Origin of the sequence: Alcaligenes sp. 1735tsa3, from assembly GCF_024134565.1 — a bacterium.
Classification (GTDB): domain Bacteria; phylum Pseudomonadota; class Gammaproteobacteria; order Burkholderiales; family Burkholderiaceae_B; genus Alcaligenes; species Alcaligenes phenolicus.
In genome coordinates, this window is the sequence record NZ_CP099862.1 from 3,857,248 (window position 1) to 3,873,627 (window position 16,380).

At 54.1% G+C, this 16,380-nt stretch carries 8 protein-coding genes; all 8 read right to left on the bottom strand.

All coding sequences use genetic code 11. The features are described 5' to 3' along the window. Positions 1–143: 143 nt before the first annotated feature. Positions 144–1,409, bottom strand: coding sequence for a UDP-N-acetyl-D-mannosamine dehydrogenase (gene wecC, locus NIZ92_RS17775; protein ID WP_254002378.1), 1,266 nt, complete (start codon positions 1,407–1,409; stop codon positions 144–146). A 14-nt stretch (positions 1,410–1,423) separates the two neighbouring features. Next, positions 1,424–2,545 (bottom strand): non-hydrolyzing UDP-N-acetylglucosamine 2-epimerase, encoded by a 1,122-nt coding sequence (wecB, locus tag NIZ92_RS17780; RefSeq protein ID WP_254002379.1) that lies wholly within the window; start codon positions 2,543–2,545, stop codon positions 1,424–1,426. A 185-nt stretch (positions 2,546–2,730) separates the two neighbouring features. Then, on the bottom strand, positions 2,731–3,921 hold the full coding sequence (locus NIZ92_RS17785; protein WP_254002380.1) for a chain-length determining protein: 1,191 nt from the start codon (positions 3,919–3,921) through the stop codon (positions 2,731–2,733). Further along, entirely contained in the window at positions 3,918–4,580 is a 663-nt protein-coding gene (locus NIZ92_RS17790; RefSeq protein ID WP_115634520.1) for an ABC transporter ATP-binding protein, read from the bottom strand. The genes NIZ92_RS17785 and NIZ92_RS17790 overlap by 4 nt, the downstream gene beginning before the upstream one ends. Further along, positions 4,577–5,365 (bottom strand): ABC transporter permease, encoded by a 789-nt coding sequence (locus tag NIZ92_RS17795; protein ID WP_125302012.1) that lies wholly within the window; start codon positions 5,363–5,365, stop codon positions 4,577–4,579. Before NIZ92_RS17795 ends, NIZ92_RS17790 begins: the two co-directional genes overlap by 4 nt. A gap of 42 nt (positions 5,366–5,407) precedes the next feature. After that, on the bottom strand, positions 5,408–6,607 hold the full coding sequence (locus tag NIZ92_RS17800) for a polysaccharide biosynthesis/export family protein (protein ID WP_254002381.1): 1,200 nt from the start codon (positions 6,605–6,607) through the stop codon (positions 5,408–5,410). A 2-nt stretch (positions 6,608–6,609) separates the two neighbouring features. Further along, positions 6,610–7,950, bottom strand: a complete 1,341-nt coding sequence (locus NIZ92_RS17805) for an aminotransferase class I/II-fold pyridoxal phosphate-dependent enzyme (protein ID WP_254002382.1) — start codon at positions 7,948–7,950, stop codon at positions 6,610–6,612. Beyond that, the gene (locus NIZ92_RS17810) at positions 7,943–15,517 is read right to left on the bottom strand and encodes a type I polyketide synthase (RefSeq protein ID WP_254002383.1); all 7,575 of its coding nucleotides are present in this window, start codon (positions 15,515–15,517) and stop codon (positions 7,943–7,945) included. Before NIZ92_RS17810 ends, NIZ92_RS17805 begins: the two co-directional genes overlap by 8 nt. Between the last annotated feature and the right edge of the window lie 863 nt (positions 15,518–16,380).

Here is a 16,380-nt window from a genome sequence, read left to right on the forward strand (position 1 = left end):
CTGCAGTTCAATTGCCTCCCCTACACTGCATTACTTACTAATAATGCGATCAAGAAGGCTGGTACTCAAAACAGAATTTTTTTAATCATAAACGTCAAAAACATAAAAAATGTCACGACATTCAAATATCAACCATATAAAACTTATTCGGCAAACAACCCCACTACATCAATGCAATGGACATGTTTTCGAATCTCAGCCATTTGTTCAATGAATGGACGGTGTTTGACAAGAACACAAACGATATCGGCGTCAGCCATTGCACTACCCAAAGCAGACAGTTCAATACCAGTACCTTGCAACTTGGAAGGCAATTCGCCGATATTGGGTTCTACGGCTTGGACCTTGCAACCCAGGCTCGCAATCTTCTTAGCAACACCAACAGCAGGGCTTTCACGCAAATCATCAATATCGGGTTTGAAGGCCAGGCCCAGGCATGCCACTTTGATGTCAGCCATACGCGCATCAGGACGCAACGACAAAACACCTGCAATAGCGGCTTTAACTTTCTCTACAACCCACTCAGGTTTGTAGTCGTTAATCTCGCGAGCCAAGCGCACAATGCGAGCCTCTTCAGGCGTCTTGTCCACGATGAACCAAGGATCCACGGCGATGCAGTGACCACCCACCCCGGCACCAGGCTGCAAAATATTAACGCGTGGGTGACGGTTAGCCAGGCTGATCAGTTCCCACACATTAATATTCAAGCGATCGCAAATCAGGGACAGCTCGTTGGCAAATGCGATATTCACGTCGCGGAAGCTGTTCTCTGTCAGTTTGCACATTTCGGCCGTGCGAGCATTGGTTGGTACCAAGGCACCTTCCACAAAAATTCGGTACAGCTCAATTGCCATCTCGGTAGCTTTTTGAGTCATGCCACCAATAACACGGTCATTGCTAACCAGCTCATGCACTACGCGACCAGGCAAAACACGCTCTGGGCAGTAGGCCACCTGAATATCAGCCTCCTCGCCCGCTTGCTGAGGAAAGCTCAGATCAGGACGAGCTTCAGCCAGCCACTGCGCCAATTGCTCGGTCGTACCAACAGGGGACGTCGACTCCAGAATAACCAGATTGCCTTTGGCCAGCACTGGCGCAATGGCTTTGGCTGCGTCGGCGATATAGCTCAAGTCAGGCTTATTGCCTTCCAGGAAGGGGGTCGGGACGGCGATCAGAAACGCGTCAGCAGGTTCCGGGGTCAGAGTAGCGCGCAAGTAACCACCGTGCACGGCGGCCTGCACCAGCATATCCAGTTCAGGTTCAACAATATGAATACGGCCTTGATTGATCGTGTCAACCGCGTAAGCGTTCACATCAACGCCAATGACCTTTTTGCGGCGTGAGGCAAATAATGTTGCAGTAGGCAGGCCGATATAGCCCAAGCCGATCATGGAGAGAGTTTCAAACATGCTGGTCTTCCGAATCAAGAGATCAAGGTTTTTAAAATTTCACTAATGCGGGTGGCGGCTTTGCCGTCCCCATAAGGGTTGTGCGCCCGTGCCATACGCTCATATTCAGCAGCGTCATCCAGCAGCTGCGTGGCAGCGCTGACAATGGCTTGTGTTTCTGTGCCCACCAAACGCACAGTTCCTGCATCCACGGCTTCAGGGCGCTCGGTCGTGTCACGCATCACCAATACCGGTTTGCCCAAAGAAGGCGCTTCTTCCTGAATGCCCCCGGAGTCAGTGACCAGAAGGTCACAACGATCCATCAGGTAAACAAAGGGCAAATAATCCAGTGGTTCGATCAAATGAACATCGGAAACGTCGGATAAGATACGACGTACTGGTTCCTGAACATTTGGATTCAAGTGCACTGGATACACCACCTGCACATCGCCACGGGAGGCAATCTGGCGCAAGGCCAGGCAGATGTTTTCAAAGCCAGAGCCAAAGTTTTCGCGACGATGCCCCGTCACTAGAACCAAGCGTTTGGCTGGATTGATAAAAGAGAACTGAGCCTCAAAACGGCTGCGCAGTTCCGAGTCCTGGCGAACGCGTGCGGCTACATCCAGCAGCGCATCGATGACAGTATTGCCCGTGATGTGTACCGTCTTGGGCTCCACACCTTCACGCAGCAAATGCGATTGTGATTGCTCGGTCGGAGCAAAGTGCACATCAGCTAGTACGCCTGCTTGGCGACGGTTCATTTCTTCTGGCCAAGGCGAGTACTTATTATGAGTACGCAGGCCGGCCTCTACGTGCCCAACCTTGATCTTGGCGTAGTAGGCCGACAAAGCTGCGGCCATGGTGGTAGTCGTATCGCCATGAACCAAAATCATGTCTGGTTGCCATTGCTTGTATACATCACGCATGCCTAACAGCACATTGCTGGTGATGTCATACAGGTCCTGACCTGGCTTCATCAGGTTCAAGTCAAAATCAGGTTTGATGGAAAAAATATCCAGAACCTGATCCAGCATTTGGCGGTGCTGGCCCGTCACACATACACGCGCATCAAATGCAGAATCAGCAGCCAGTGCTTTAACGACTGGCGCCATTTTGATGGCCTCCGGTCGTGTGCCAAATACAGTCAAAATCTTCATTTTTAAAACCTTGCAATCCTAAGATAAATAAGCAATATGGCGAGTACATAGACCGCTTGCACCAACACTGACAAATTTCCAGCAACAGTTAATGCCTCTATCGCCCAACCCCTACAGTTCAATTACACAACGACCTAACCGCACGGCCTTTACCTTTTGCGGTACAAGGTTTTGGGCATCACTAATTAATCCACATGGTCCAAAACAATACTCTTAAGTAGTTTCAATATGCCTGCCAAAACCAAACCCAACAAAAGAGTGACTAAGGTGTTGTACAGACGACGTGGCTCCATCGGATACTCAGGCAAAGTCGCTGATTGCAGCACAGACACTTTCTCCAGCATACGAGTTGCATCGATACGCCCTTTCTCCAGAGCACTTAAAGAGGACTTGTAAAGCTCTTGCGTGAACTGCACGTTCATCTCCAAGCGATAAAACTCTTCTACATAAGTATTCAACGTACCGCCTGATGGCGTCGCCAACTTGAGCTTTTCCTCTTTGATTTGCGCATCCACAGCTCTCAAAGATTGCTTCAGCATCAAGATATTGGGATGATCCCGATCCAAAGTTTTAGGCAAAGAGGCTAGTTGTGTCTGCAATTGAGCTCGTTGCCCTTCTAATGCCGCCACAATGGCATTAATGCTTTCAGCTGTAGCTTGGGGCGACAGCAAGCCTGCCTTATTTTGATAATTCAACAGGTCCTGACTGGCTTTCTGAAAGCGGTCCTGAGCTTGATCAACCTGGGTAACCAAGAAATTCACTTGTACCTGAGCCATTTCATGGCCAAGCACGTTCATATAACGCTCGCCCTCTTGGACCAGCTGTTGAGTAATAGCCTGTGCCATTTCCGGGTTGTAAGCTTGGACCTTGATGCGTAACACACCAGAAAAGTCATCAAACTCCACCTCTACCCGACGCAAATAATGACGGTGAAACCACTCTAGCGAGGCGTCTTGAAACCACATTCGAGACACCAAATCATGGTCAGAGGAGCTGTAATGTGTACGTAAGTCCAAAGACTCATCAAGCTTCTTAAGCATGTCCACGGATAGCAGGTAATCGCGTAATAACAGCTGATTCGCGCGATCAACAGTAGCTACACCCGATACCAACATCCCTAGGTCAAAAGATGGCGCCCCTACCGAGTCTGTCTTTCGAATAATCACATTGGCCTCGGATACATAGCGGTTCGAGGCAAAAACTAACCAGTACGCCGAAGCCAAAACAGCCAAGATCAGAATCACACGTACGGCATGATCAAATAAACGCAATGAAAACCATGAACGGAGGCGAGCCCCAAAAGAAGGTTTCTTTGAAACAGCCTTATCGGGAGCGGCACTAGCAGCCTGCGTAGTGACTTGAGGTGTATCTGTCATTTTGGAAGTGAATCCTTGTAGGCATTGAGCGCATCGTCAATCTGGTCAAACCAGTGCGCTCGCCCTTGATGCAGCCAGACTCCAGCCTGGCAAAATTGTCTTAAGGTGTTGTTGTCGTGGGCCACCATAATCAGGCCTGCACGATTTGTCATGGTTTTGAAAGCATCAGCTGCTTTCTTACGGAATGCCGCATCGCCCGCCGCCGTCACCTCGTCCGAAATATATACATCGAAATTAAAAGCAAACGACAAGGCAAACTGGAGGCGGGAGCGCATGCCAGAGGAGTAGGTATAGACTGGCTCTTCAAACGCTCGGCCCAGTTCAGAAAAATCTTTAATAAAAACGAGCCGGTCTGCCAAATCTTCTTGATGCCCATGAACTCGGCACACAAACTTCGCGTTTTGACGGCCCGTCAAGGTACCCTCCAGCCCGCCATTCCCCATAGGCCAAGAAACCCTGCACAAACGCTGCACAGTCCCCTTATTGGGATGATCCACCCCGCCGATCAAGCGTAGCAAGGTAGATTTACCGGCACCGTTAGCGCCGATCAAACCCACATTCACCTTGGGTGGAATTGTCAGATTTACTCCTTCCAATACCCAACGACCCACACCATGGGCGGTCTTGTAGCGCTTATAAACATCATTGACGACGATCATTTCATCACCAACTGCTGTGTGAAGCGTCTATACAAAATCAGGCCTAAAAACAGACTGACTATCCCCCACAGATACAGGTATCCCATGCTGATGCCCGGCACCATGTGGTAGTAATTCGAAAAGCCTTTGCGCACTAACTCCAATCCATGCACTAAAGGATTGAACAAGAGCAGATCCCGATAAGGTTGAGGAACAGCAGAAATAGGCATGATGACCCCTGAAATCAAATACAAAGGCATCATCATGATTTTCAGTATGTGCTCAGTTTCGCGAACCAAGGCCATCAATACAGAGGCAACCAAGCCATAGCCCACGCCAAAGAGCCATAACCCGAACATCGTCACCACAACCTGCAAAGGATCGTCAGGCCGCACGTCATGCCCAAGCAGCGCCGCGCCCGTCAAAATAATTGCGGACACTAAGGTCATTAGAAATGCTTCCAGGACTCCACGAGCTATAGAGGTATCAAAAGGTTGCACCTGTCTATATGCAAATAAAGGCTTATTGCTATCGACCGCGTACATCACCTGCATCGCAGTACGGCGAAACATAAAAAACGCCAACATGCCCACCACAATCCAGACAGTGACATCAATGCCACCGACTGTACGCAAACGAATCACAGTGAAGATGAACGTGATAAAACTGATATGCAGCACTGGCTCCATCAGCAACCAGAACCAGGCAGCCCGCATATCAAACAAGCGATCCAGGGACTCTCGCAAAACTAACGCCCGCCAGACCGCCCAAGTGACGGCCATGGGGCTGCGCACCTGCTTATTCATCTCGGCCTCTGTTGAAGGAGTTGTTCTTAAACATGCGCACGATCACTTCATCATGTTGTTCAAGGTCGTACTAGGCACAGCCACCGACACCACTAGACGCAGGAACTTCTGGAACTCAGCCGCTGGCGAATTCGAAACGTAGATCACGTCCTTGTCCTGCACCGGGAAGTTCTGTGTGACAAAGAAAGAAGCCGGGTCACGCAGGTCGATCTCGTACACCACGGGTACGACACCCTTCTTATCCAGCAGGGTCGACTCAGAGGCGCCGTCCACCAACGCAGCATCCTCAAAGCGGAAGACAAACACACCGCGGGCATCAGCTCGTGACGTATCCAGGCCACCCGAACGGGCCAGGGCCTGTACCAGGGAAATGCCCTGAGCTTCAAATGGAATTTCTTCGTTCTTGCCGGTGGCACCCAAAATGGAGAAGCTCTGGTTCTGGTACAGCGCCGTGATCACATCACCCGGTTTCAACATGATGTTCTGGTTCGGATTACGAATGATCGTATCCAGCGCCATGGTGGATGTATTCAGCTCTCGCGAGAGCTGAATGGCAATGCGGTTGACTGCTTGCTTGACGCCACCGCCTGCGGCCAGGGCATCCAGCAAACGCTCACCTTTAGGCGTCAAGGGCATCAAGACGCTTTGATTGACCTCACCCACGACCGTCACGTTCGAGGTGTTGTTCTGAATGACACGCACCAGAACCTGTGGATTATTGGCCTTGCCTTGCAGACGCTTGGCAATGCTTTCTTCAATCTGTTGGGTGTTGCGGCCTTTGACGGCAATACGGCCAGCGAAAGGCATGCTGATCATGCCGTCGGGCGTGACCATTTGCTGGGGGAAAGCGACGGCATTGGTGGTTGCTGCCGTTGCCTTGGGATCCAGGGAAATGCTGCCAAACAACATAGCCGGCGGTGCTTCCCAAACCGACACCTCCAGCACATCGCCAGGGCCAATCAGGTAGTTGTTCGAACCTGTGCTGGGGAACTGGGCGGCAAAGTCACCCATGCGCTTTTTAGCGGCCAACTTCTTGGTCAACTCATCTGTCACGTTGACCAGGGTGATGCCTTCGATACGGCCTTCACGTCGTTCCTGTACTTGCTGGCGGCTGGGGCCGTCTGCAGGCATCCAGTCGGGCATCGTGGCACATCCGGCCAGTACGGCGACCAGGGTGCTGGCCAGTACTGGCCGTCCCATTGCTGCAATCTTGCTTACTGCTGTGTGTAGTAATTGAGCCATGCTTATTTCTTCATGAGCGTGTGAACGGTTTCACACGCCAGGTCTATGTCATCCTGGCTATGTGTGGAGGACAGGAAAAAGCGCAAACGCGCTGCTTTTTCTTCCACCGCAGGATGGATAATGGGTTGCACATTCAGACCGGCATCAAACAACTGGCCGGACAGTTTGACTGCTTTAAGAGAACTGCCTGTAATCGCGGGAATCACGGCATAGCCTTCGGCAAAACCGGTATTGATTCCCATCGAGCGCATCGAATTCAGAAACTGACTGCCCCGTTCTTGCAGGGTATGCACACGCTCGGGTTCCCGGCGCATGATCTGCAAGGCTTTAAGCGAAGCAGCCGCCAGCACGGGGGAAATCCCCACGCTGTAAACAAAGCCGGAGGCAGCGTACTTGAGCAGCTCCACCAGCGCGCGGTCGCCAGCGATATAGCCGCCGCAACTTGCCAGGGTCTTGCTCAAGGTGCCCATCCAGATATCGACATCACGGCCTGCCACACCAAAATGTTCGTGCGAGCCGCGCCCCGTCTTACCCAGCACGCCCAGGGCGTGAGCTTCATCGACCATCAAAAACGCTTTATACCGCCGTTTTATGTCAATAAATGCAGGCAGGTTGGGGATGTCGCCGTCCATGCTGTACAAGCCTTCGATCACAATCAGCACACGTTCAAACTGGCCACGAATGTCAGCCAGAATGCGCTCCAGAGCGGCGCTGTCGTTGTGAGGGAATGAACGGCGAGCGGCACCCGATAACTGGATGCCTTGCAAAATACTGTTGTGGATCAGGCTATCGTGAATCACCAGATCCTTGGGGCCGAACAAGTAACCAATGGTGCTGACGTTGGTGGCGTGTCCACTGACAAAAACCACGCAATCATCCACCTCGTAGTTCTGCGCCAGCTCTTCTTCCAGCTCACGCTGTACGCGGCGCTCGCCCGCTACCAAACGGCTGGCCGAGGCCGATGTGCCGTACTGGTCCATCGCGGCTTTGGCGGCCGCATTCACTTCCGTGTGTGCAGACAGACCCAGATAGTTGTAATTGGCAAAGTTCAGATAGTCGCGCCCGTCAATACGGGTGTGCGCAGCGGCCACGCCGTCGTGGCTGCGGAAAAAGGGGTTACGCACACCCATACGATCTGCCATGGCCTTGGGCACCAGCATTTTCTCGTAACCGGGATGGCGGTCAAAGCGGGTGAAGGACTCCGGAATATGGCTGGCCGCCCCTTGATGGGTAGCGGACTGCTCGGCCATGCGGCCATTGCTGGCCGCTTGTCCGGTTTTACGTCCCAGAATGCGCTGTATCAGCTGTGCTTTACTGCCTGGCGCTAGATCGTTCTTACTCATTGATCAGTGATGTTCCTGTTTCTGCCAATCGCTGTACATCTTTTGCCAAGCCTTGCAAGTCAGCCTCGGACATATCGTCCCCGTGCTGACGTACGACATCGGCCACCAAGTGCCCAGCGTCCTGCTCTGCCGAGTCCTCGCCACCGGCCGTCAGCTTGTCCACAATGCGGGCCGCGACGTTCCAGACGGTGGGAGAATCGTTCAGCACCATGGCGGGCAACTGCACGCCAAAGCGTTGCTCCAACCCCAGGGCCAGTTCCACAGCCATCAAGGAGTCCATGCCCAGATCATGCAAGGAGCGCTGGGTTTCAATACGGTCTACTTCGGTGCGCAGAATGTTGGCAACTTCCTGCGCCACCCACTCGGCCACCAAAGCGTGAATTTGCTCGGGCGTTTTACCCGCGATCAAGGTGTGAATATCCTGGCCATCACTGCCTGAGTCGTGATCCTTGCGGGCACGGTTCAAGATGGCAAAGCGTTCGCTCTGAGCCGAAGCCAGCAAGCGGGCCAAGGCATTCCAGTCGAAGTTGGCCACAATGGACACTTCGCCATTGACGGCCAGGACGCGATCCAGTTGATCCAGCGCCTGATCCGACCGCAACGGCGCCTTGCCCAGACGTTTGCCCAAGCTGTCCTTCACAGTTTCATTGCGGGTCAGGTAACCTGCGTCGCCAATCGGTCCCCAGGCAATGCAGGACGCCGCCAGATCCAGGTTCTGGCGCAAGCGCGTCAAACCTTCCAGGCCCGCGTTGGCGGCCACGTAGTTCGCCTGTCCGGGGTTACCGATGGAGGTCGTCACAGACGAATACAGCACGAAGTGGGACAGCTTCAAATCCTGAGTAGCCAGGTGCAGATTCCATGCACCCACCAACTTGGTTTGCAGCACCTTGTTCAAGCTGTCCTGATCCATATTGGCGATCAGGCGGTCATCAAACACGGCAGCAGCATGCAGCACGCCAGTCAGTGGGCTATCACCCGTCTGAATCTGCGCGACAACAGCTTGTACTGCTGCGGAATCCGTAACGTCACACGCCACGATTTGCACGCGACAGCCTTGTGCCTGGAACTGCTTCAGCAGCTCTTGTGCACCAGGAGTATCGGCACCGCGGCGACCAGCCAGGACCAGAGAGCGCACGCCACGCTTGACCAGCCATTGGGCGGAAGCCAAACCGAAGCCAGACAAGCCACCCGTAACCAACCACGTGCCCTGTTCGGACAAGTCGAGAGGGGCAGTGATTTGTTTTGCAGGCAAACGGGGTTGGGCATCCTTCAGGGACACCACCAGCTTGCCGATATGACGAGCCTGCTGCATGGCGCGGAATGCATCAACCACATGCTCGGCACCGAAGCTGCGGTAAGGCAGTGGGAACAGCGCGCCATCATGGAAAAGCTCCATGACTTCCTTGAACAAACGTCCCGCCAAGGCTGGGCGTCCCGTCAGCAGTTGGTCGGCATCGATACCGAAGTAGCTGATATTGCTCTTGAAGGGGCGTAGACCAATCGGTGTGTTCTCGAAGAAGTCCCGCTTGCCCAGCTCCAGGAAACGGCCAAAAGGACTCAGGACGTCCAAACTGCGGCGCATGGCCTCACCCGCCAGCGAGTTCAACACTACGTCCACGCCTTCGCCGCCAGTGGCGTCCATAACGTCCTGAGCAAAGCTCAGGCTGCGCGAATCGAACACATGGTCAGCGCCCAGCAAGGAGGCGAATACGCGTTTCTCGTCCGTGCCAGCAGTGGCATAAATCTCTGCGCCCAAATGACGGGCCAGCTGGATTGCAGCAATCCCCACACCACCTGCGGCACCGTGTATCAACACTTTTTCACCGGGCTGGATATGAGCCAGATGCGTCAGGGCGTAGTAGACCGTGAAGAACACCGTTGGAACGGTGGCGGCAGCTTCAAAATCCCAGCCTTCAGGCATGGGGGCGATAGCATCCGCACGTGTCACCACATGGCTGGCAAAGCAGGAGGAACCAAAGCCCATCACCGGCTGGCCTACCGTCAAATTGGTGACATCAGCACCAACGCGTGTGACCACACCAGAGAACTCCAGGCCCAGGCTGGCACCGGCAAAACCGTTTTCTACGGCTTCGTCCGGCAACAAACCCATCAAATACATCACGTCACGGAAGTTCAGGCCCGCGGCCATGGTACGGACTTCAACCTGATCCGCAGCCAGGCTCGGCGCTTGAACAGCTTGCCATTCCAGATTGCGCAGTTGTCCGGGTACCTGAAAGTCCAGCTTGAAGCGGGCGTCCTGGCTTAGCTGGGCAGTCGCTGCCGCAGTAGCCTCTTCCAGCACCAAGGTATGGCGTGCGTCTTGAGACAAGACAATTTCTGTTGCTTCATCCGGCCACAGCAACTCCAGTTCCAGACGCTGAGCGATATCGCTGGCATTCACATCACCGGCCAGGTCAATCAAGGTGCAGGACAAGGCGGGCAGCTCGTTCATCACGACGCGACCAAAGCCCCACAAAGCAGACTGGGCGGGATTCACCGCCCAATCCAATTCCTCTGCCATCGCCGGCAAGGCACCGCCTTGCGTCACCAGGAACAGGCGACTTGCAGCGGTACGGGCTGACAGATCTTGCGTCAGGCTCAGCAGCTGGGCGCTGGTCTGGCTGACCGCAGCAGCAGTATCGGCCCAACCCAGCATCTGCACTACATTCAGAGGACTCTCATCAGCCAGAATGTCGGCACTGAGCGGCCAGATTTGAGCGTTAACCGTCTGGCCAGCTGCTTCCAAACGGGCCTGCAACGAATGGGCTTGAACTTGAGAAGCCTCATCAAACAACAAGACCCATTTCGCTGCAGCGACGGCTTCCTGGTTTGGAATCGCCTGCGTTGTCGCGGCCTTGGCCAGCAACAAATAAGCACCCTCACTCAATTCCTGTGCGGCAGGCTCTTGCTCAGTTTGCACCTGCTCAAAACCTGCTTGCTCCAACGCCTTGTGCCAGCCTTCGGGCGACAACAAGGAGGAGGATTGCGACTCGCCGGCGGGGTGCCACCAGCTTTGGTCCAGACCGGACAAGAAGTCTGCATGCCAGTCAGGGTGACACTCGGCCACCAGCAATACTCCATCCGTAGCCAGCCATTGCTTGCTCCGCATCAGGGCGGGAGGCACATGCACGGTACGGTGCAGGCTGTGGCGCAAAATCACGACATCGAACTGGGGCTTATCGACCTGCTCCAGTTGCCAGTCTTGCAGATCAAAACCGAGCACCTGCACGTTGGCCAAAGCATGGTGCTGCGTTGCCTGACGAGCCTGCAAATCAGCATCTGGCAAAGCCAATACGTATTCAAACTGGTCTTCGGACAGGCAAGCAGCCAGAGTCTTGGGCAAATCGCTTGGGCCGACGGCGACTTCCAGCACGCGCAGTCGCTGGGAGGCTGGCAAGTTCGCAGCCAGTTCTCGCAACTGGGTTTCCAGTGCCAGACGCACACCCAGATACATGGGGTCATCGTCATACAGGACTTCAACCACGGGGGAACGGCGCAACGAAGCCAGCAGTTTTTCGCCTGAAATATCGCCACGCAACAAGGCCGGCAATTGGCGTCCGACCGAACCAATCTGGGTCAGTTGCGGCAAGCTGCTAGGCGAATCCTGCAAAATTGTGCGCCACAAGTCCTGGGCGGCAGGCATATCGGCCTGCTCCACCACACGATAGCCTTCGTCATCTTGCAGCAGCTCTTCAGCGCGCAGCAGCTCGCTTAGCCAGCGGCCATACGGGCTATTCAATACTTCGGTGCTGAGTTCGGAAGGCTTTACGTTCTGGAAGGCTTCATAAATAAAGGACAGGCTCAAGGCATCCAGCAAAGGCAAAGTCTGCTGGAACCAGGTTTCTCGCTCTTGCTGCTGGTCAGCCAGTGCTGCCCAGCCGCTTTGGGCCAGTTGCTCAGGCGAGAGCGTAACGGTAGCTCGCTCATCACGAGGATGAGGACGCAGATACGGGGTAATTTGCCAGCTCGACACCGCGTGGCGATCCTGGCGCAAGAAATACGCAGCACGGAAACGGCAGGCCTGGGCGCTGGCCAGCAAACGGCCATCAGCACCATATAGCTCAAAATCCGCCAGTACCGAACGGGCACTGCTACGACGCAGGTGTGCACGGAAATGCGTTACCTGTCTTTCTGTAGACAGGGTGAAACGGCCTACTTTCACAGGCAGCAAGGCCACGCCTTGGCCTGCTTCAATATCTTGTGCGAAGAAATCCACCAGAGACTGGTAGCACACGTCCATCAAGGCCGGGTGCAACAGATAGCCATCTTGCTCCAGGCTGACGGGCATCTCCAGTTCGGCACTCAGATAAGTACCTTGCACCTGCGATGCTTTCAAACCCTGGAAGGCCGGACCGTAATCCAGCCCCAGGGAATGCGCCAAGCGATAGTGTCGATCGCGATCAATCTGCAGTTCAGCCGAGGCCAGGGGCGAGAGCTCCGCCACGGGCATGCGTTCATCCGAAGCCAGAATACGACCGCTGGCGTGTACCACCCACTCGTCCTGGCTCAAGCGTTGGCGACTCTTGATATGGAAGCTGCCATCACGCGGGCTCAGCACAAAACGCAGGCTGCGGGCATGTTCACCATCAAAAACCAGCGGAGCCAGAATATCCAGCTCGTCCACCAGGATCAGTGCTTCGCCCAGCCACTCACGAGCTGCAGCCAAAGCCATTTCCAGATAAGCGGCACCTGGGTACACCATGGCACCACCCACTTTGTGATCCGCCAGCCAAGGCAAAATCACCGGGTCCAGCACGTTTTCCCAGCTGATATCGCTATCCGGCAAACGCCAACCCAGCAAATCATGCACACGACGACGCTCGATGGAGCGCATCCCTTCTGTGCTGTTCTTGTACCAATGACGCTCGCGCTGCCATGGGTAAACGGGCAGCTCCACTGGATTGCCTGCCACAGGGAAACGGGCTTTCAATTGGGTCGGCAATAAAGCCAGGGTATGCAAAGCCGTATCAGTAAGCCGCTGCGGGCCATCGTCATGCTTGCGCAAGCTGGACAACACCACGCCCTGAATCTCACACTGAGTCAGGGTTTCACGGATGTAGCGCTGCAAAATGGCGTGCGGGCCAATTTCCAGAAATACGCGGCAGCCCTGGTTCGCCAGACAGGCAATAGCCTGCTCGAACTGCACGGGTTCGCGAATATTGCGCCACCAGTAATCCACGCCCAGCTCTTGCGGGGACAGTTCTTCACCCGTAACGGTCGAGACAAAACGGGCTTGTGGAGCCTGCTGACCGGGCTGCAAATCGCCCAGGCTCTTTTCCAGATGCGGCAGCAAGCCATCCATATAGGGACTGTGAAAGGCGTAATCCAAATCCAGCAGGCGGAAGAAAACGCTTTGTCCTTCCAGAGCAGACTGAATACGCTGCAAGCCTTCCAGACTGCCGGACAGAGTGATATTGGAAGGGCTGTTTACCCCCGCCACATTCACGCCCAAGTCCGCACCCAAGCCTTCCAGCAAGGTGTTCACCGCTTCGTGCGACAGACCGATAACGGCCATCCGGCCTTGACCACGAGTCAGACCTTGAGCCTGACTACGGGCACAAATAACGCGTATGGCTTGTTCCAGATCCAAGGCACCAGCGGCCCAGGCAGCAGCGATTTCGCCCACACTGTGGCCAGCCACGGCATCAGGTTCAATGCCATCTTCGCGCAGCATGCGCGTCACAATAACTTGCACCGCAAACAACAAGGGCTGGGCGACTGTTGTGTCGTCCATGCGAGAAGCGGCAGGCTCGGCTTGCAATTGTTCCAGCAGCGAAAAGCCCGCCAAGGGCTTCATCATGGCGTCCAGCTCGGACAGCAAAGCCGCGAAACGAGGGGACTCGCGCAACAAGGTCACGCCCATGCCCAACCACTGCGCTCCATTACCGGCGTAGACAAAAGCCAATTGGCCTTCTTTGCTCGGGGCATCTACGGTTTGCAAACCTTGTGGGGCTTGGCCTTGCGCGTAAGCACGCAATTGCGCCACGCCTTCTTCAACCGTTTCGGGCTGAATGATCAAACAACGAGCCAAAGTCTGACGACGGTGAGTGACCGCGTAGCTGACATCGTAAAAATCTTGTGCCGTCTTGCCGTCCAGCAAGTCCGCATAATTACCCGCTTGCTCACGCAGAGCGGCTTCTGTCTTGCCCGACAAGACCAAAGGCGGCAAACCCGAGTTCGGCACCGTTGCCGATTGGGCAGTTGTCGCTACAGGAGCCTGCAACAAGACGTGGGCGTTGGCACCACCAAAGCCAAACGAGTTAAGTCCTGCGACCAAAGGCTTGCCATCGGTACGCTGCAACTCGCGGCCCTGGGGCAGCAGTTCCAGATTCAAACCATCAAAATCAATGGCGGGATTGGGGGTATTCAAGTGCAAAGCAGGCGGCAAGGCTTGGTGCTGCAATGCCAGCACTGTCTTGACTAGGCCAGCCATGCCGGAGGCCGATTCCATATGGCCCAAGTTCGCTTTGACTGAACCAATAGGCAAACGCTGCTCACGCGATTTGCCATACACCGCGCTGATGGCGGTGGTTTCAACAGGATCGCCTACGGCTGTACCGGTACCGTGGGCTTCTACAAAGTCCACATCAGCCGCTGTCAGGCCACTGCGCTCCAGCACGGAGCGCATCAACTCGATTTGTCCCTGGCAGCTAGGAATAGTAATGCCGGTCTTGCGGGCCCCATCGGCATTCACACCCGTTGCCAAAATGACGGCCTGTACCTGGTCGCCATCGGCCAGCGCCTGCTCCAGGGGCTTGAGCATCAGTACCGCGCCACCTTCGGAACGCACGTAACCATTACCAGCTTCATCAAACGCCTTGCAACGGCCATCTGCCGACAGCATCGACGCTTTGGTAAAGCCAACAAAGGGATAAGGGTGCAGCAACAGATTGACGCCACCGACCAAGGCTGTCGAAGCCTCGCCACTGCGCAGACTTGAGCAGGCTTGATGCAAAGCGACCAAAGAAGACGAGCAGGCGGTATCCACCGCCATGGACGGACCGTGCAGGTCGTAGATATAGGACAGACGGTTGGCGGCGATACTCATGGTATTGCCGGTCATCATATGGGCTGTCAGGCTGGCCAAATCGTCCAGACCGCGCATGCCGTAATCCAGGCCGGAAATACCAACATAAACCGCACAGTCACTACCGGCCATGCTGGAGGGCAAGACGCCCGCATTCTCCATGGCTTCCCAGGACAGCTCCAGTAACAAGCGTTGTTGGGGGTCCAGCCAGGCGGCTTCGCGAGGGGAAATGCCGAAAAAGTCCGCATCGAACTCGTCAATGCGCGACAAGACACCAGCCGAAAAAGTAATGCTACGCCCCGGCTCGGACCTTTTATCGTGTTGCAACTCGGCCGTCGCCCAGCGATCCGCGGGGATTTCCGTAACCAGGTCGCGCTTTTCAATTAAGGCATTCCAGAACTGGTCGGGCTGCGACAGGTCACCCGGAAAGCGAAACGCCATACCAATAATGGCGATTGCTCCAGACGCAGTATTGCTTTTATTAATATCCGTACGGGATGCTTCTAACTCCTTAGCACCCTTGCCTGTATTTTGAGACACGCACCCTACCCTTTCGATCTTTACTGACTTGCCCTGTCATCGCGGAGCACGGAATAGTCATATTTGATAAAACGCTATTTCGGACAACGACTTCTGACATAGCCGTGTCGCAGGCAGCACACCAGTAAACAATGGCGAAACTTACGTCCCGTTACTATGATTTACAAACCCTAATTACATGGAATATATAAAAATTCCATGTAATCCGATAATATTTATTTTCAATTTTTATTTAAGCAATAATGCTAAAAATAAAATACCCAAATCAAATTCCCACTGACGATATTATTCTATTTATTGTTAAGCACAAAAAACGAGTGTTTGAAAAATAACAAAGCCCTGGGTATATTTACCAAGGCTGTCTAATCAAGACACTAGGCAAAATATCAAAGGTTTTTTTATTTCGTCGCCACCTTTAGCGAAATAAAAACTTCAATTCGACATTAAGCAAAGACTGTTCCTCGCCAAAAAACCCTGCCTACTTGGCGGTAGCCTGCTGCACTGCAAAAAGATTAGCAGCTGCGAATGTTACCATTACGCAGTTGTTCTAATCTATAAAGAATTGAAATCGAGCAGGGCCGCACTGTAACAATCCGATGCTGTATTAAAGCCGCCAGACGAGCTTTTTCAGGACTATCAGGCAGCTTACAAGGCAGCCATGACTGACACTTGCTGACGTTCCAATAGGCCTGACACAACCATCAAGTCGTAGTGAAAAACTCATTTTTGATACAAACACGACATACGCGCGACGAGCGCAAACCCGTTACTGGTGCCGGTATACAACGACCTTCCCTCACGGCCTGACCATGTGTCACCAAAGCAGTGTTTTCCCTTAGCCGCATCAAAAACGCCCAAATCAG